Origin of the sequence: Aureispira anguillae, assembly GCF_026000115.1 — a bacterium.
GTDB lineage: Bacteria > Bacteroidota > Bacteroidia > Chitinophagales > Saprospiraceae > Aureispira > Aureispira anguillae.
Genome location: NZ_AP026867.1, coordinates 6,666,100 through 6,683,988 on the forward strand (window position 1 = coordinate 6,666,100; position 17,889 = coordinate 6,683,988).

Consider the following 17,889-nt stretch of genomic DNA (forward strand, 5'->3'; position numbering starts at 1 on the left):
ACATTTATTACCGTTAATAGATTATTAAGATAAGTGCCCCAACTACTTATTTATTTTTTGATGCATATGATTTTAACCCATCTACATTATGAAATATAAACTTCTTATACTTTTGGGGATGACACTATTTTCTGCAAGATTAGTCGCACAAGATCCCGTTTATAGTCAGTTTTTTGCAGCACCAATGCAACTTAATCCCGCTTTGACTGGTTTGGTAGAAGCTCCTGTTATAACCTTAAACTATAGAAATCAATGGCCTAACATACCCAATGCTTATTCTACTTATGCGGTAGGTATTAGTCATTATCTTCCTAAAGCTAACAGTGGTTTAGGGGCTTTAGTGGAAGCGGATGTTGCGGGAGGAGGTATTTATTCAACTTATAGAGTTGGGTTATTTTATGCTTATGACATTCGCTTTTCAAAAAAGTTCTATATTCGTGCTGGAATAGAAGCCAATTTTGTCAATTCTCGCTTAGCGTGGAATAAGTTGGTGTTTTTGGATCAATTGAATTTAGCCACAGGAGCGGTTGACATCAATGGAAATGCAAACCCGACCAATGAGATACAGGGGAGTCAAAGTATTAATTATTTTGATTTAGGAACTGGATTGTTATTGAACACCCCCTATTTTTATGGTGGAATTTCTCTAAAGCATTTAACAGCACCTAAAGAACGATTCTTAAAAGAATACGAAGATGGTTCTGACGAATTGCCTTTGAGGTATACAATTCATATTGGAAGCGAAATTCGTTTGTCTAAACGCAATAAATTAGGAAATAAAGCGTTTTTATCTCCAAATGCTATGTTTGTTAAACAACAAACGTTTCATCAGTTAAATCTTGGTGCCTACCTTAGATATGGAATATTTTTAGGAGGAATTTGGTTTCGGCATACTTTTACAAATGCTGATGCCGTTATATTTATGGTAGGTATTCAAAAAGGTGTTTTCAAACTTGGGTACAGTTACGATTGGACTGTGTCTAAATTAGGAGCAGAATCAGGAGGAGCACATGAGATCTCTTTGACGCTGAACTTTGAAAATAAAAAACGAAAACATCGAAATAGATACAATGATTGCCTAGAAATATTTAGGTAATTTAAAAAATTTACTAAATTTGTTAGCCTTTTATTTAGATCATAAAAAATCTTAGCTCGTAATGAAGAAAATATTTTTATTAGGACTGCTTGGTATGTTGGTAGCAATGTCTTCTTGTAAGAAGGAAGAACGCTCTAGTACTACAGGGTGGGCGTACAATTCCCAAGAATGGGGAGGTTTTGAAAAGCCCATGGACTATCAAGGTCAAGCAACTGGTCCGAACCTTGTTTTTATTGAAGGGGGTACCTTCAATATGGGGCAAACAGAAGAGGACGTTATGAAAGATTACCGTGGGATTCCTCGTCGTGTAACGGTATCTTCTTTTTATATGGATGAAACGGAAGTTTCTAATATAGATTATTTAGAATATTTGTTTTGGTTGAATCGGGTACATTCTTCTATGCCTCAATTGCATAGAAAAGCATTGCCTGATACATTGGTTTGGTTAGAAGAACTTTCTTATAACGAGCCTTACGTTGAAACTTATTTGCGTCACCCTGCCTACATGGATTATCCATTGGTTGGTGTTTCTTGGTTGCAAGCTCAAGAATATTGCAAATGGAGAACGGACCGTGTTAATGAAATGATTCTTATTGAAACGGGCAAGATTAGTGCTGATATGGAAGGACAGCAAGGTGCTAACAATTTTGTTACAGATTCTTACCTAGCAGGTTTGTATGAAGCTGAACCAGGAGAAAAACCAATGGTGGCTGCTTCTACTGGCGAAGAGCGTCCTGTAAAGTTTGAAGATGGTATTATCTTACCTGACTACCGTTTGCCTTCGGAAGCAGAGTGGGAATATGCAGCTTTGGCTTTAGTGGGGAATCAAGCTTATGCTAGAGATGAACGTATTTCTGATCGTAGAATTTATCCTTGGGATGGTACTACTGTACGTTATCCTCAACATGGAAAATACCAAGGTATGATTGTTGCTAACTTTAAGCGTGGACGTGGTGACTATATGGGGATGGCTGGTGCATTAAATGATAATGCATCTATTACTGCTCCTGTTCGTTCTTATGTGCCTAACGATTATGGTTTGTATAATATGGCTGGTAATGTTAACGAATGGGTACAAGATGTTTATCGTCCTATGACAAGTACTACATTAAGAGATGTTGAAACGCAGGATTTGAATCCTTATCGTGGTAATGTCTTTATGGAAGTAGAGCTAGATGCAGATGGTAAGCCTCAATTGGACAATGATTCTATTGCGCCAGGTCGTTTAAAATATAAAGAGTTAGATGCGGATGAAATCGCTACTAGAAGAAACTTCCAGTTCTCTAACGTTATTAACCATTTAGATGGTGATGCTCAATCTGAAGCTACTTACGAATATGGAAAGCACAGTTTGGTTTCTGACAAATCTCGTGTTTATAAAGGTGGTGCTTGGAATGATAGAGCTTATTGGATGTCTCCAGGTACTAGACGTTTCTTAGAAGAAGATAAATCATCTGCTTACTTAGGTTTCCGTTGTGCGATGACTCGTACAGGATCTCCAAAAGGAAATGGTGCTCCTGGTGGAAATCAAATTAGAACGACTAAACGTCAAACGAAGAGAAGATATTAAAATATACCGAATTCTTAGAATTCTAAAAAGCGTTTCAATCTTTAGATTGAAACGCTTTTTTATTAGGTGGATCGGATTAGAGGTTTGTGATTGGAATGTTAAATAAATAACAAATGTAACTTAAATGTTTATTTTGTTTGATTTTGTAAGTTATTTGGTTTAATTTTGCAGTCCTATAATTTTCCTTAAAACTAAATAGTTTGAATGCCACAATTAGTAGTGTTTAATGCCTTGTTTAGTAGATGGTTAAGTGGAAAATTGGGGTTTGAATATTGGAGAAAGTGCTGTTTTTTGATTTGATAGTATATAATTAAGAAAATAGATTTGCTCAATAATTAGAACCTTTTAAGTACTTAAATTTATCATATTATTTAATATCCCTTATTATGAACCAAAAATCTACCACATTATTTTTTGTATCTTTATTAATTGTTGCAATTTCATTCTCATGTACCAGAATACACAAAGAAGTAGAATTTGATTTAGAAGAATTTGGACTGAAGTTAATACTGCCCGCTAATTCAATCCTTGAATACGATGCTCCTTCCCATAGTGGTGATAATTCAGGATATCAGATCTCATATAATGATGGAAATAGCAGCCATTCTAGTGTTCAAGCTACTTTTGATAAAGTAAGACTCAAAATGCCCATTTCTTTGCCTCAATTAATTGAGCAAATAGAAAAAGAAGGAGGTGTTATTTTAGAGCAATATACTTATCCAAATGGTTTTATGGGTTGTTCTTACCAGAAAGAAGGCAATAAACTATATCAGTTTATTAAGACGAATCAAAACAATGAGACTTATATTATCCTGCCGAATGAAATTTACAACAATCAGCACAAATATTTAGAAGTGATACTTAAAGCGATCGCTTCAATAGAGTTTGCAGGAGTGTAAAGGTTTATTGGTTCTTTGACAACTCTATTACGTAGTTTAGAAGAAAGTTTATAGGTCGTAAGTCGTATGTCCTGTATTAACAGAGACTAAACATACGACTTACGACCTATAACTTATAATAAAATTAGTAAGAAACCTATATTATTATATTTTTGAAACAATTTGTTTTTTCTTCTAAGATATCTTATATTTGTTTTGTGGGCTTTTTCATTTAGAAGGAGCGTTCTTCAAGTATAAGCCCCAAGCAGTTAGAAATATAACCTTGTGATCCTCTAATTTTTGCATTTTGGATACAATTTTTTATATTTCTACTCCCCAAAACCTATTTGAAATCACTAAATGTTACAAATGGCAACAACAAAATATACAGAAGATAATATTCGGTCACTTGATTGGAAAGAACACATTCGTTTACGTCCTGGTATGTATATTGGGAAATTGGGGAATGGTACTGCTCCAGATGATGGTATCTATATTTTATTCAAAGAGGTTATTGATAACTCTATTGATGAATATATGATGGGGGCTGGAAAAAAGATAGAGATCAAACTTACAGAGGATGGGATGATGACCTTACGTGATTATGGTAGGGGAATACCTTTGGGGAAAGTAGTGGATTGTGTTTCTAAAATCAATACAGGTGGAAAATATGATTCTAATGCTTTTCAAAAAGCAGTAGGTTTGAATGGAGTAGGAACAAAGGCAGTTAATGCGTTGTCTACTTATTTTAAGGTTTGTTCTTATCGAGAAGGTAAGATGAAAACGGCTATTTTTGAGCAGGGAAATTTGCAAGAAGATAACAAGCTCCAAGCAACAGAAGAACCCAATGGTACATACATTGAATTTAGACCTGATAATTCTATCTTTAAAAATTATAAATTTAATCAACAGTATATTGAAGATAGAATCTGGGACTATGCCTATTTGAATGCAGGTTTAAGATTGACATTTAATAGAAAGTCATTTGTATCTAAAAATGGATTGCTCGACCTGTTGACCAAACGTGTTGATATTGAAAAAATTCGTTATCCTATTATCCACTTAAAGGGAGAGGACATCGAATTGGCGATGACACATGGCAATCATTATGGAGAGCAATACAGTTCTTTTGTTAATGGCCAAAATACAACGCAGGGAGGAACGCACCTAAATGCATTGAGAGCAGCTTTGGTAAAGACAATTCGTGATTTTTATGGCAAAAATTATGACGCTTCGGATATTCGTACGGCAATTGTTGCTGCGATTAGCGTAAGGGTTCAAGAACCTGTTTTTGAATCGCAAACAAAAACTAAACTGGGGTCTATCAATGTAGGACCTGAAGGACCTAGTCTAAATGTTTTTGTCGGAGATTTTATAAAAGAAAAGCTAGATAACTTTTTGCACAAAAATCCTGAAGTAGCAACAGCTATACAAAAACGAATCATTCAATCGGAACGAGAGCGGAAAGAAATAGCAGGAATAAAAAAGTTGGCAAATACTAGAGCTAAGAAAGCAAATTTGCACAATAAAAAATTGAGAGATTGTCGTTTGCATTATAATACCAATAAGGAAGGGGCAAATGAAACAATGTTATTTATAACAGAGGGGGATTCTGCTAGTGGTTCTATCACTAAAGCTAGAAATGTACAGACGCAAGCCGTTTTTAGTTTGCGTGGAAAACCTTTAAATTGTTATAATCTGAGCAAAAAGGTAGTGTACGAAAATGAAGAGTTTAATCTTTTGCAACATGCCCTAAATATAGAAAATGGCTTGGATGACTTAAGGTATAGTAAGGTCATTATTGCAACAGATGCAGATGTTGATGGTATGCATATTCGTTTGTTATTGTTAACTTTTTTCTTGCAATTTTTTCCAGAGTTGGTGACAAATGGGCACTTGTATATTTTGGAGACACCCTTGTTTCGTGTGAGGAACAAAAAGAAAACCTTTTACTGTTATAGTGAAGAAGAGAAACAACGTGCAATGAGTCAATTGGGGAAAACAGCTGAGGTAACCCGATTTAAGGGATTGGGTGAGATCTCTCCAAGTGAATTTGGTCAATTTATTGGCGAGGATATTCATTTAGAACCTGTACAAATGAGTCCTTCCGCAGATATTGAAAAATTATTGTCTTATTACATGGGTAAAAACACAGCAAGTAGACAACAGGACATCATTGAGAATTTAAGGATAGAAAAGGACGCAGTGGTGGTGGAATAATTTTAGATCTCCTAAAAACAATATTGTTGTAAACAACTTCATCGTATTAAAATAGAGAGGTGGCAATTATCAAATAATTGCCACCTCTTTGATTTTAATAGGCTAACATTAGTTTAGTTCTTAACTAATTTTATCATTTTTCCTTCCGTGTGTAATAAATAAACTCCTTGTGGTAAATCGCTCATTGGTAGGGTAAATGTATTTAACCCTCTAACAGCCTTTACGTTTCCTTGTATAAGGTTTTGACCTAATAAATTGGTAATACGAAACGGTAAGGAAGCCGCTATTTCGGAGTGGAATTGCAAGGAAATTTCATCCTTAAATGGATTTGGGAAAACAACAAAACTATAAACGTCAATTTCACAATTGGTAACGGTTGCATTGCTATATATTTTTGTTCCGTTCTGATTGAGGATCGCTAAACGATATAGGTTCTCTCCCAAGAACGGATTGGGATCTGCAAATTCATAGCTTACTCCTTGTGCCTTGCTGTTTAGCGTGGCAATTGAAACCCATTGTTCTTGGATGTACTTTTCTACAGAAAAATTACCAGTGAATTGGTCGTCAGACATTTTCCAGTTTAGTAGATTACTCCCTGTGCCTAAACATTCAGCAGAGAAGCTTTCTAATTGCGTTGATAAGAGAACAATAGGAACTAGACGAATATCGTCAATGGCGATGTCTGATTCAAACCCATTTCCTGTAATTCCTCTAATGCGTAGTTTTATAGTTTGTCCTGTGTAAGCAGTTAAATTAGCAGTACTAGTTTGCCAACTGTTTCCTTGGTTGCCAACGATAGCAGGTATAATGTCAAGCGTCCATACACCATTTACATTAATGTCTAAATGAAGACTTCCTATGTTAGTGCCCAATAAATGATGCCCAAAAACAAAATTGTAATTTTGATCTAACATCATACAAGATGATTGTAAAATAGCCGTTTGTCCATCACATCCTGAAGAAGCTTCAAGGTAAGCATAGTTGCCAGCAGTGGTGCCTGGGTTAAAATCCACACTAGGTCCCGTTCCTGCCGAAGCTGTACCGTTTTCATCTACTCGCCAATCAATGTTGTCATCCGTACCATTGGTCAAGTTAGTCCAAAGTACTCCTGTTAAAGGGCAGGTTGTTGCGCCACAATCATTGGCTGTTCCACATAGTGGTTCTCCTTCAAAATCTTCGTTGAAAGCAGAAGCAACCGTTGCTGCACTTACTGTAATATAACTATTTTTGGTTTCTATATCATTTCCTGTTGCATTTCCTGCTGTCAATTGAATGTTATACGTTCCAGCAGCAGTAAAGCTTATTTGTGGATTTTGAGAATTTGCATTTGTTCCTCCTACAAATGTAAAAGTTGCAGGGGTAATGGACCAAACCCAAGATGTTGGAGTATAGGAAGACTGATCCGTAAACGTTACAGGTTCGCCCATGCAGACATTAGTTAAAGATGCTTCAAAACAGGCAACAGCGGCAACAACTCCTGGATCTTTGAGATCGCTTTTCCACAATCCTTGACCGTAGGTTGCAGCATAAATCATGCTTTTGCATTCCGCAGCATTATAGTGAATCTCTAATTCTGTAACTTCCACGTTGGGGATCCCTGTAGAATAAGCAACCCAGTCTGCTAGTGAATTATCCTTATAATATACTCCAACATCCATTCCAACATACATGGCATCCACAGGGCTATCGCTGTCAATAATAATTGTATTTAATGAAATATTGGGCAAAGAACCAGAAACATCTACCCAGTTTGCACCACTATTCGTAGATTCGTAAATGTTACTTCCTATTGCTACAAATAAATGGGTAGGATCTGTTGGGTCAATTTCTATATCTGCAGGCTCATTTGCTACAGGCAAATTAGCTGTTAGATCAGTCCAAGCAGGAGCCCCTGCTGTTGCATTGTTTGATCGATAGAATGTATTGTTACTTCTAGAGGCATAAACAACATCGCTATTGGAAGGAGCAATTGCTATATCCACTATATTTTGAGTGCCTCCAAAATTAGAAATTTGCGTCCAAGCAGTTCCTGCTCTAACGGCATCATTTCGCCAGATATTGTCATAACCAGCAAACATACGATTCGCATTATTAGGATCAAGTTTGTAAGGAGTAACCCATCCCCCTTGCTCGCCAATACTACCAGTGATTGAACCAAAGGTTGTACCTCCATTGGTAGAACGACGAATATCACCATAATAAAGTGCACCATACATATAGGTGTCATCGGTAGGGTCAATGATACATTCCATTCCATCTCCGCCAATTTCAGTAGAGAAAACCGTGCCCGTACTGACTGCTGTCCCATTGTCCTGATAACCATTGATGGCTCGATCCAGTGTTTGTTGAGAAATACCAAGTTTGTAAAGTTGAGCAATAACCAGACCGTCACTTAAATCTGTCCAATTAGTACCACCATCAACCGTAAAATAAAGCCCTCCGTCATTACCATTGTATAAATTATTGTTATGAGGGGAAAATTCTAGCGCATGTTGATCGGCATGAACGCCGTCAATTCCTCCAGAGGGACCAACCCAATAAGAAACGCAATTCATGGTCGCCCCACCATCTGTAGATTTCCATAAATTGACACCACCTGTAAAAATAGTATTAGCATCGGTTGGATCGGCAACAATTACGAGGTCATACCAAGCTTGGCTAGCATTTCCAGAGCCATTGGTTTCATACCCTAAAATATTTGGCACGGTAGTTCTAGTAGAAAAGGATACACCACTATTGGTAGAACGATAAATACCAACTAACCCATTGCCATCTCCAGCTAATAAATAAACCCAGTCGGGTTGATTAGGAGATACTGCAAGTGCAATTCGCTGAACAGCGGCTGGTACGCCACTAACAATTTGCGTCCAAGTTGCGCCTCCATCTGTTGATCGATGAAATTCATCACCAGAAGCATAAACAATACTAGAGTTGGTAGGATGATAAGCAATATCTTTGGGGTTAAAACCTAAAAACGTAGATGGCGTCCAATTGGCACCCCCATCTATTGTTCTGTAGACAAATCCATTAGAACTTGCTGCTACCATAATGTTGGGATTCGTAGGATCCATGAGTAGTTCATTGATTGTTCGGTTTCCCATACCTGTATTATGGCTGTTCCAAGTAAGACCGCCATCTGTACTACGCCAGACACCGTAGCCTGGAACGTCGCCACCATCTCGATCTCCTGTCCCAATATACATAGTGTTGGGTGTGGTTGGGTGTATTACAATACTTGATACACCTAGACGAGTTAAGCCTGTAATGAATTGGGTCCAAGTTGCTCCGTTATCGGTTGTTCTCCAAACACCACCAGCAGGGGCACCTACATAGACCGTGTTGGCATCCGTTGGGTGAAATGTAATACAGTTTAAACGTCCATTACCATTAAGTTGACCTGTTCCATTGTTGGGCACAGGTGTAGGACCTAATAAAGTCCAGTTGCCAGAACCAACAATATAGTTTCTACTATTAGAATGAGTAGCATAGTAGTTTTCCATTTCATTAAGTACATGTCCTGAAGCAGGAAATCTTCCTTTTTCATCTACTCGTTTTTCCCAATAATATTCCCAGCGTTTGTATTGTTTTATCCCTAAACCTCTTTGATAGGGAACATTTCCGAGCTCATTTTCGTAAGCTTGTTGTATATCATAAAAATTAGCATTTGGGTCGTGAATCATTTTTTGCCAAGTATCTTGTCCCCAAAGACTATGACTTGCAAAAAATAAAAAAATAAGAGGTAAGACCGTAAAAGTTTTCATAATTTAATATATTAGATAAGGTCTCTCTCCTGTTTCTAATTTGGCGATAGAGAACAGAAAAGTGCTTTTAACTTAGGAAAGAAAAAAGCAAAAAAATATTTTAATGATGAAACAGTAGAAAAAATGAATGTTTTTTTTATTTTGATTAAAAGTGATACGGTAGCTTGATTGTTTGGTTTTTTGTTTTTTATTTGTAATATTCTACTGTGTTTTAGGAGCAAAAATATAATAATATTCTTTTGGGGTAAAGGAGGAGTAAGATATTTTTTTTTTAGGTGTACGATTGAAATAGCTTATGAAGTTAAATAATTATTAATATGTATTCAACTAATTATTTGTTGACTTTGATTAAGGTTCAATCCAAAAAATAAAATGGATTTATTGTTGTTTTGTAAGTGTACTGTAAGTCTGTCAGTTATCTGCTTGGTTTGTATGTTGATAAAAATAGGTAATAAATAAATAATTATTTTTTTATTTGATAAATGAGGAGGGATCGAAAATTATGATTAATATCGGGTACAAAATTATGAATGATCCAATTTATGGATTAATAGAAATTCCCAAAGGAATTATTTCAAAATTAATAGAACATCCCTATTTTCAAAGATTAAGACGTATTACCCAATTAGGATTGACTCATTATGTGTATCCTGGTGCAATGCACAATCGGTTTCATCATTCTATAGGAGCGATGCATTTGACTAGGCAGGCGATCCAAGCACTTAGAAATAAAGGAGTCAAGATAACAGATGAGGAGGCGGAAGCGGTTACTATTGCGATTTTATTGCATGATTTAGGACATGGTCCTTTTTCACATTCATTAGAACATTGCTTGATAGACATTAATCATGAATCTATTTCGGTTTTATTAATGGAGCAATTGAATCAAGAATTTGATGGAAAACTTGATTTAGCACTAAAAATTTTTAAAAATAGATATCCAAAGAAATTTTTATACCAGCTTGTATCAGGTCAGTTGGATATGGATAGAATGGATTATTTGACTAGAGATAGTTTTTTTACAGGAGTACAGGAGGGGAACATTGGGTACGACCGCTTGCTGAAAATGCTAAATGTGCATAATGATAAATTAGTGATAGAATTTAAAGGCATTTATTCCGTTGAAAACTTTTTAATTGCTCGGCGACTAATGTATTGGCAAGTTTATCTCCATAAAAATGTCATTTGTTCAGGAGAAATGTTGGTAAAGATAGCCCAAAGAGCTCGATATTTGTTGGAGCAAGGAAGCAAACTTCCTATATCAGAAACGTTGCATTATTTTTTGAAACAACGATTAACCCCAAAGGAACTGAAGGAGAATAGCGAGGAAATCATAAAACATTTTTATAAGTTGGATGATATCGACATTATGTCGGCAATTAAGGCTTTTGAAGGACATTCTGATTTTATTTTATCGTTTTTGTCCAAAAACTTACTCGAACGAAAGTTGCTCAAAATAGATCTTAGAGATAAACCTATTGATGCTGCCTCTTTTGAAAAAATGAGCAACAAAATTAAAGAAAGATACCCCTTTTTGACGGAAGATGAATTGTCTTATTTAGTCTTTGAAGGGCAGGAAGCCAATCGTGCTTATAAATTAGGAAAGGAAGAAATACTTATTTTATTAAAAGATAAAACAACAAAACCAATCTCCGAATGGCAAGAACATAGCATACAACAAAAAGAAGTGGTGAAATATTACGCCTGTTACCCCAAGTAGAACCCAAAAAACAATTTATGAAGAATATATATTATTTAAAATTTTCAATATTAAAAAAAAGAATATTTTAAGGCAAAAAAAAATACTTTTTTGGCAAGAATGATACTTTCTCCTAAAAATAAAAAAGATACGTTTGTATCAAATGAGAAAGAATTATAATATATTTATCATAACACATATTATTGGTAACAGTATTTATTTTGTATTGGACTCTAAAAATTTTTGAATTTTAATATTTAAAAAGAGAAGAAGAACCATCCAATTAATTTAAAAAATATATCACATGAAAAAAATGAATAACTTTTTTTGTATTGGTTTATTAGCAGTATCTTTTTATAACACGAGTTTGGCGCAGGACTATCCACCTAATGCAGAGCCTGGTAAATGTTATGCTAAATGTATGATTCCTGATGAATATGAAAACCTAACGGAGGAGGTGCTCACCAAGCAAGCAACTCAGCGTTTGGAAATTATTCCTGCTCAATTTCAAGAAGCAGAGGAACGAGTAGAAGTAAAAGGGGCTGCTACTCGATTAGAAATTGTACCTGCTGTTTATGAAACCGTAACAGAACGCATAGAAGTAAAACCTGTTTCTTTTAGACTAGAGCCCGTTGCTGCTGTCTATGAAAATGTGGATAGCCGAATTATGGTGCGTCCCGAAGAAATAAAATTAGTAGAGGTGCCTGCTGTTTATGAAACTGTAACCGAGCAAATCGAAATCTCACCTGCTTCTACTAAATGGGTAAAACGTAAAGGAGATAAAAATTGTCTATCACAAGATCCTGAAGATTGTTTGGTTTGGTGTTTGGTTGAGGTGCCTGCTCAATATCAAGCATTAACCAAGACGGTAATGAAAACGCCTCCTACAACAAAAGAGGTGGTGATTCCTGCTGAGTATAAAACAACAACGGATCGTGTAATGAAAACACCTCCTACAACTAGAAGAGTAGAAATTCCAGCAGAGTATAAAACAATTACCAAGACGGTTGTTGTTCGTCCTGCTGAAACTAGAACCATAGAAATTCCTGCTGAGTATAAAAATGTAAAAAAGACAGTTTTAGTGACACCTGCTGAAACTAGAGTGACTGAAATTCCTGCGCAATATAGAACGGTTTCTAATCGTCGTTTAGTAAAAGCGGGTGGTTTTTCAGAATGGCGTGAGGTATTGTGTCAAAACAAAATTAACGCTGTTAAGGTTAGAGAGATCCAAGCTGCTCTAAAATCTAGAGGTTATGATCCAGGTCCTGTTGATAATATTATGGGAAGACAAACAAAGAGTGCTTTAGTTAAATTCCAAAAGGAAAATGGGCTACCTATTGGACAATTAGACTTTGAAACGCTTAAAGCATTGGGTGTTAGTTACTAAAAGAAATAAATAGCAATTTGTTTTAAAAGAAACAAAATTTTTATTGCAAAAAAAATACCTCTTGTGCTTATTTTTAAGACAAGAGGTCTTTCTTTTTGCAAAAGAAACCTTAAATTAGTGGACGAACTATTTATTAGTATTTTTTGTTGTTACAGTAGTTTGTTTGTTATATAGTCGATTTTTTCAAATATTATTGTTTTTTTTAGATAAAAACGTCTCTAAAAAAAAATGGAGGTAATTTTTTTTATAAAAATGACATTGATATATAATTGTCTATACAAATGGGTAAAAACAATTTATTATTAAATATACTTGTACACATAGGCTGTCTTAGTCTTGATTATAAATTACCGAAAGAAGTGTTATGAAAACAAAACTTGTATTGTGGGGAACCAAGGGGACTGAAGAGAATACAGAAAAAGTGTTATTAGCCTTAGAGTTAAATCCCGAAACAAATAAGGTTAAATCTTGGATATTTGAAGGTGAATCGGCATCTGAGGACTTTTCAAAAGCTTTAATGGAACAGTGGAGAAAGGGAGAAGCGGTCGCTTTTCCTGAGGGGGTAGCAGCAACGGAAAATCCACTTTCAGCAAGTAATAGTTTGTTACCTGAAAGCATAAATACCGAGAAAAGCGAATTATTAGCTCGGACTCAAACAGAATGGATTTTTATCGTCTTATCTACTAAACTATATAAAAATTATCAGGTCGAATTGGATGAGCTCCAAGAGCAGGTAGATCAACTAAAATCCTATTCTAAGGATATGTGGGAGACCATGAAAAGTTTTTGGGCAAAAGTACAGGCACAGGTTAGTGAGCAGAATTTATTTAGAGAGCATACCAACACCTTACGGAATAGAACCAATGAGCTTTTTGCTCAACTCAAAAAGATGCGTTCACAAGAGGATGCAAAATTTGAATCTGAGGCCACTCAAAATTATGAACAATTATTAGCTAAGTTACAACCAATCGAAGAGCAAATTGAACAAGAAGGGGCTGATTTACATAGAATATTTGATCAATTAAAATCACTGCAACAGACCTTCAAAAATTCTAAATTAACTAGGGTTTTACGTTCTAAATTGTGGGAGCGCATAGATCGGGCTTTTAAAACAGTTAAGGCAAAACGCTCTCCTAATAGTTCTCCCGAAGGTCGCCTTACACGCCGTATAGAAGGATTAAAAGGTGCCATTGATAAGATGGAAAAATCAATAGGGAGAGATGAAAAAGAATTAGTCATACAGAATAACAAAATTAATTCTAGTGATGTCAACCAATTAGAAACGCAACTCCGTGAAGTTCGTGCTAAGTTAATTCAAGAGCGTATTGATTCTAAAAGAAAAAAATTGGACGATATGCATAAAACTATGAAGGAGTTGGAAACTAAACATGCTCGTAACTTGGCAAGAAAAGAAAGGGAAGAAGCTGCTGCAAAAAAGGAAGCTGAGGCTAAAGCTAAAGAAGAAGCTACTAAGGCTCCTGTAGAAGATGCTCCTCAAGCGGAAGCAGAAATTCCTGTTGAAAAGGAGTCAGAGTCGGTTGCTGAAAAAGGTGAGGCGGTAAAAGATACAGAGGAACAGACCAATGATTTGTCAAAGGAAGAAGAATAAAATTAACGGAGTATTAATACAAAATACTACTAGCGTAGTAAGTATTTAGATGTAACAATATTTTAGTAGTCATTCATTTTTATGGATGACTATTTTTTTTTGAGTGGATACACCAAAATAAAAAGAACCGACATCTATATAATCAAATACCTAGGATAGATGAACAAAGGTATATGAATTGACAACAATGAAGAGGAATCAAGCAGGTCGATGATTTTTATTAAGAAATAGGATAGACGGTTTGAATTTTTTCTGACGATAAAGTTTTAGTGGCAGGCAAAAGGTCTGCCCTGCTTTACACACCAACTAAATATTCACCACAAAAAAATAAGGCATGACAACCACAAAAGTATTGGGCAATTACCCAATAACTTAAGGGCTCTGCTATGCCTAGAATGAAACTTTTTTAATATCAAACCCTATGTTTGGTAGTAACTACAATTCTTGAACATTATGAATACATTATTTGCTATGTCTACCCTAATATTGAGTGGGGGACAGGTTGTACTTGGGTTAGCGGCTGTTGGGGTTGCTATTTATTTAGGTATTTTTGCTACAAAAACTTATTTTAATCAACAAACAGATCGAATGAGAACCAATCCCGTTCATTCGACTTCTTCTTTGGTTCGAAAATATGAAGCAGTAGATTTACACAAACATGGTAGAAATATTAAATTGGCAGGCTTTGCGGCTGCAATGGCGGCTGTTTTTATTCTTTTTGCATGGACACAATTTACCAGTGAACAGGTTTTAGCAGATTTGTTTGTAGAGCCAGAACCCATTGAAATGGAGATGCCCAATACCGCTCATGAAAAACCAAAAATGCCTCCTGCTTTACCTCCTCCTCCTCCAAAACCTAGCCCAGTTGTGAAGGTAGTGGACAAACCAGAGCCTCCAAAGGTAGAGCCACTTGAACCGACCGTTGAGGTTAGCCCAACTCCAAGCACTTATACTGGACCTACAGATCCTAATGCCGTGACCTTGCCGCCTGTAATTGCCATAGAACCAGAGCCAGAAGAACCAGAATCAAAAACGGACGACATTGTATTAGTGGCAGAACAAATGCCTCGTTTCCCTGGTTGTGAGGACCAAGCAGGGGATAATGCTGCTAAAAAGACATGTGCGGATCAGAAATTATTGAACTTTATTTACAATAATATCAAGTATCCAACTATGGCAAGAGAAAATGGGATTGAGGGAATTGTTGTTATTAGCTTTGTTATTAATAAAGATGGCTCAGTAGTAGATATTAAAATTGCTAGAGAACCAGGAGGAGGATTAGGCAAAGAGGCAGCTCGTATTGTTAAGCTGATGAATAAAATGCCTACCAAATGGACTCCAGGAAAACAGCGAGGTAAGCCAGTTCGAGTTCGTTACAACCTGCCTGTGAAATTTAGACTAAATTAAAGCGTTAAATTAATTTATAAATTTATTCTATTGATTGCTAGATAGAGAAATTGGAGAGCTACGGATTGAGTAACCGTGGCTCTTTTTTATGGTTAAAAATTAATGGAGTATTAACCCTGGTAAATAGCACCATTAACAGTATTTCTTTGCGCTCCTGTAATTACCTTTCGACTATTGGGAACCTTTTCGACTCTCAAAACTCCCAAAAGTGCCATCAATAGGGCTTCTTTAAAGTTAATAATGGAATCATCAGGCAAATAAAGTTCAACGGTTGTTTTTTGATTACAATAAGCATTGATAGTTTGCATCAGATATTGATTAAAGGCTCCACCTCCAGTTACTAAAACTTTAAATGTATTCTTATTAACTTTTTCTTTTTGTATAATATCCTGTATACAAGTGGAAATTTCAATGGCGATATGCTCACAAGCTGTTGCTAGTTTATCCTGCCAGCTACCCTCTGCCCCTAAATATAATGGGAGAATGTGTTGACGAATCCATTCATTGCCTAGTGATTTGGGGTAAGCTTGCGTATAAAAATCAAAATTAGCGGCTTGTTGCAGCAGTTCTTGTAAGACGGTTCCTTGGCTGGCCCATTGTCCTCCATCATCATAAGTGGCACCTAGTTCACTAGCTAAGGTATTTAATACCTGATTGGCTGGACAGCAATCCATGGCAACCCAGCGGTTGTTGATATTGGCAGATAGGTTTGCGATTCCTCCTAGATTTAAATAAAAATCATAGCCACTAAATAAATAATGATCGGCCAATGGAGCTAAAGGAGCCCCTTCTCCATCTAGTGCTACATCTTGAGTTCTAAAATCACAAATAGTGGTATAACCTGTTTTGGCTGCTAAGGCTGCACCATCTCCAATCTGAATTGAAATCCGCTGATTGGGGTTATGAAAAATAGTATGCCCATGAGAGGCTATAAAATCCACTTGAGTCACTTGATGTTTATGGGTAAATTGCTGAACTAGCTCTGCCATATAATGCCCAAAATAGGTATTCGTTTTGGCAAAGATAAGAGCATTTTGACTAGGCAAGTTGCTTAATCTACTTTTCCACATTTCAGAAAATGGTAGTGTTTCGGCTGAAATTAATTTCCAATCCATAACTTTCCCTGCTTCCCAGTGGATAGAACAGTATGCAATATCTAGCCCATCGAGTGAGCTGCCAGACATGAGACCTAGTACTTTATAAATCATAGTGATTTTTTGATAGATTTTGATTCAAAAGTACAAAATATTGTCGCTTTCTGGAAAGAAGAATTCACTTTATTTTAGCACAAAGAACCACTCCAAGTGGCTAGACCAATAATAAAAATAAGCGCTATAACAATTGCAATAAAAATAGGGAGTAATAGAAAAATAATGGATATAATGAGTAAGCTTTGGATGGAGAAAATTAGAGCAATTATTAGCAGACCAATAAATATAGGGTACCAGATCAAAAGAAATAAGAGCAAAAAAGGTGGTTTAGATTTTTGTGCCTGATTTTGTTTGTGGATTCCCTTTCGATGCATTGACATACGTTTGCGTTTGCCTTTGTATTTATGGGAGTGTTTTTTTATTGTTTTTGAAGAACTATCTTTTGCGATAAATACGGCCTTGGCATAAGTAGCAGTGGAGGGAATAAAACACAAAAAGGAAAACACGAAGAAAAAAAGATAAAGAGGGAGAGTACGTTTCATGATTGGTAGGTTATATATAATTTGTATATTATTTCTAGAAGAAACTAAAAATAAGCCAAATTTAAATAACTGTTCAATTTTTGAATGATTATTCAATTTTTAACTTTTTATTAACATGATGAAACAAAAAATAGGTTCAGGTACAACTTGGGAAGATTCAGTAGGTTATAGTCGGGCAATAAGAATAGACAATAGGATAGAGGTTGCTGGCACAACGGCGATGGATGGAGAACAATTGATCGGCAAAGGGGATGCTTATAAGCAGACCAAATTTATTTTTGAAAAGATAGAAACAGCTTTAAACCAATTAGGGGCTTCTTTAGCGGATGTGGTTAGAACAAGAATGTATGTGACCAATATTGAAGACTGGGAAGCAATAGGACGAGCGCATGGTGAACAATTTAGAACCATTAAACCCGTTGCTACGATGGTAGAGGTTAGTAGATTAATTCATCCTGATTTAAAGGTAGAAATAGAGGTTTCTGCCATATTAATGTCAGAATAATAGGATCTTGAACAAAAAGCGCATGGAATCTTATTTTAAGGCATAAAAAAGCAAAGAATTTTGT

The 17,889-nt window shown here is 35.8% G+C and carries 12 protein-coding genes; 9 read left to right on the plus strand and 3 right to left on the minus strand.

The window, feature by feature from the left end; all coding sequences use genetic code 11:
• Positions 1-88 precede the first annotated feature (88 nt).
• The 4 genes from AsAng_RS26050 to AsAng_RS26065 all read left to right on the plus strand — a co-directional run bounded on the left by AsAng_RS26050 (position 89) and on the right by AsAng_RS26065 (position 5,764).
• Positions 89-1,096 carry a PorP/SprF family type IX secretion system membrane protein gene (locus AsAng_RS26050; RefSeq protein ID WP_264790071.1) on the plus strand — a complete coding sequence of 336 codons (1,008 nt, stop codon included), beginning with the start codon at positions 89-91 and terminating at the stop codon, positions 1,094-1,096.
• Between the two features lie 61 nt (positions 1,097-1,157).
• Positions 1,158-2,666: an SUMF1/EgtB/PvdO family nonheme iron enzyme gene (locus AsAng_RS26055; RefSeq protein WP_264790072.1), complete on the plus strand. Its 1,509-nt coding sequence runs from the start codon at positions 1,158-1,160 to the stop codon at positions 2,664-2,666.
• A 386-nt stretch (positions 2,667-3,052) separates the two neighbouring features.
• Positions 3,053-3,565 carry a hypothetical protein gene (locus AsAng_RS26060; RefSeq protein ID WP_264790073.1) on the plus strand — a complete coding sequence of 171 codons (513 nt, stop codon included), beginning with the start codon at positions 3,053-3,055 and terminating at the stop codon, positions 3,563-3,565.
• Positions 3,566-3,913: 348 nt separating this feature from the next.
• Complete coding sequence (locus AsAng_RS26065) at positions 3,914-5,764, plus strand: DNA topoisomerase IV subunit B (RefSeq protein WP_264790074.1); 1,851 nt, start codon at positions 3,914-3,916, stop codon at positions 5,762-5,764.
• Positions 5,765-5,877: 113 nt separating this feature from the next.
• Here AsAng_RS26065 and AsAng_RS26070 read toward each other — a convergent pair whose 3' ends face one another.
• Complete coding sequence (locus tag AsAng_RS26070; protein ID WP_264790075.1) at positions 5,878-9,525, minus strand: VPS10 domain-containing protein; 3,648 nt, start codon at positions 9,523-9,525, stop codon at positions 5,878-5,880.
• A gap of 526 nt (positions 9,526-10,051) precedes the next feature.
• On the opposite strand from AsAng_RS26070, the gene AsAng_RS26075 reads away from it, so the two are divergent.
• The 4 genes from AsAng_RS26075 (at position 10,052) to AsAng_RS26090 (ending at position 15,627) form a co-directional block, all read left to right on the plus strand.
• Positions 10,052-11,245, plus strand: coding sequence for an HD domain-containing protein (locus tag AsAng_RS26075; RefSeq protein ID WP_264790076.1), 1,194 nt, complete (start codon positions 10,052-10,054; stop codon positions 11,243-11,245).
• 283 nt (positions 11,246-11,528) lie between these two features.
• Complete coding sequence (locus tag AsAng_RS26080) at positions 11,529-12,611, plus strand: peptidoglycan-binding domain-containing protein (RefSeq protein WP_264790077.1); 1,083 nt, start codon at positions 11,529-11,531, stop codon at positions 12,609-12,611.
• 364 nt (positions 12,612-12,975) lie between these two features.
• Positions 12,976-14,220, plus strand: a complete 1,245-nt coding sequence (locus AsAng_RS26085; RefSeq protein ID WP_264790078.1) for a hypothetical protein — start codon at positions 12,976-12,978, stop codon at positions 14,218-14,220.
• Positions 14,221-14,673: 453 nt separating this feature from the next.
• Positions 14,674-15,627 (plus strand): energy transducer TonB, encoded by a 954-nt coding sequence (locus tag AsAng_RS26090; RefSeq protein ID WP_264790079.1) that lies wholly within the window; start codon positions 14,674-14,676, stop codon positions 15,625-15,627.
• 110 nt (positions 15,628-15,737) lie between these two features.
• Here the strand turns inward: AsAng_RS26090 and AsAng_RS26095 are convergent, their stop codons facing one another.
• Together AsAng_RS26095 and AsAng_RS26100 are read right to left on the minus strand one after the other, a co-directional pair.
• The gene (locus AsAng_RS26095) at positions 15,738-16,835 is read right to left on the minus strand and encodes an anhydro-N-acetylmuramic acid kinase (protein WP_264790080.1); all 1,098 of its coding nucleotides are present in this window, start codon (positions 16,833-16,835) and stop codon (positions 15,738-15,740) included.
• Positions 16,836-16,909: 74 nt separating this feature from the next.
• The gene (locus AsAng_RS26100; protein WP_264790081.1) at positions 16,910-17,320 is read right to left on the minus strand and encodes a hypothetical protein; all 411 of its coding nucleotides are present in this window, start codon (positions 17,318-17,320) and stop codon (positions 16,910-16,912) included.
• A gap of 115 nt (positions 17,321-17,435) precedes the next feature.
• Between AsAng_RS26100 and AsAng_RS26105 the strand changes: the two genes are divergently transcribed.
• The gene (locus AsAng_RS26105; RefSeq protein ID WP_264790082.1) at positions 17,436-17,825 is read left to right on the plus strand and encodes a RidA family protein; all 390 of its coding nucleotides are present in this window, start codon (positions 17,436-17,438) and stop codon (positions 17,823-17,825) included.
• Positions 17,826-17,889 lie beyond the last annotated feature (64 nt).

Bases quoted from the DNA above. Each gene is read 5' to 3' on its own strand.
- AsAng_RS26050 (WP_264790071.1), top strand. From the start codon at position 89: ATGAAATATAAACTTCTTATACTTTTGGGGATGACACTATTTTCTGCA.
- AsAng_RS26055 (WP_264790072.1), top strand. From the start codon at position 1,158: ATGAAGAAAATATTTTTATTAGGACTGCTTGGTATGTTGGTAGCAATG.
- AsAng_RS26060 (WP_264790073.1), top strand. From the start codon at position 3,053: ATGAACCAAAAATCTACCACATTATTTTTTGTATCTTTATTAATTGTT.
- AsAng_RS26065 (WP_264790074.1), top strand. From the start codon at position 3,914: ATGGCAACAACAAAATATACAGAAGATAATATTCGGTCACTTGATTGG.
- AsAng_RS26070 (WP_264790075.1), bottom strand. From the start codon at position 9,525: ATGAAAACTTTTACGGTCTTACCTCTTATTTTTTTATTTTTTGCAAGT.
- AsAng_RS26075 (WP_264790076.1), top strand. From the start codon at position 10,052: ATGAATGATCCAATTTATGGATTAATAGAAATTCCCAAAGGAATTATT.
- AsAng_RS26080 (WP_264790077.1), top strand. From the start codon at position 11,529: ATGAAAAAAATGAATAACTTTTTTTGTATTGGTTTATTAGCAGTATCT.
- AsAng_RS26085 (WP_264790078.1), top strand. From the start codon at position 12,976: ATGAAAACAAAACTTGTATTGTGGGGAACCAAGGGGACTGAAGAGAAT.
- AsAng_RS26090 (WP_264790079.1), top strand. From the start codon at position 14,674: ATGAATACATTATTTGCTATGTCTACCCTAATATTGAGTGGGGGACAG.
- AsAng_RS26095 (WP_264790080.1), bottom strand. From the start codon at position 16,835: ATGATTTATAAAGTACTAGGTCTCATGTCTGGCAGCTCACTCGATGGG.
- AsAng_RS26100 (WP_264790081.1), bottom strand. From the start codon at position 17,320: ATGAAACGTACTCTCCCTCTTTATCTTTTTTTCTTCGTGTTTTCCTTT.
- AsAng_RS26105 (WP_264790082.1), top strand. From the start codon at position 17,436: ATGATGAAACAAAAAATAGGTTCAGGTACAACTTGGGAAGATTCAGTA.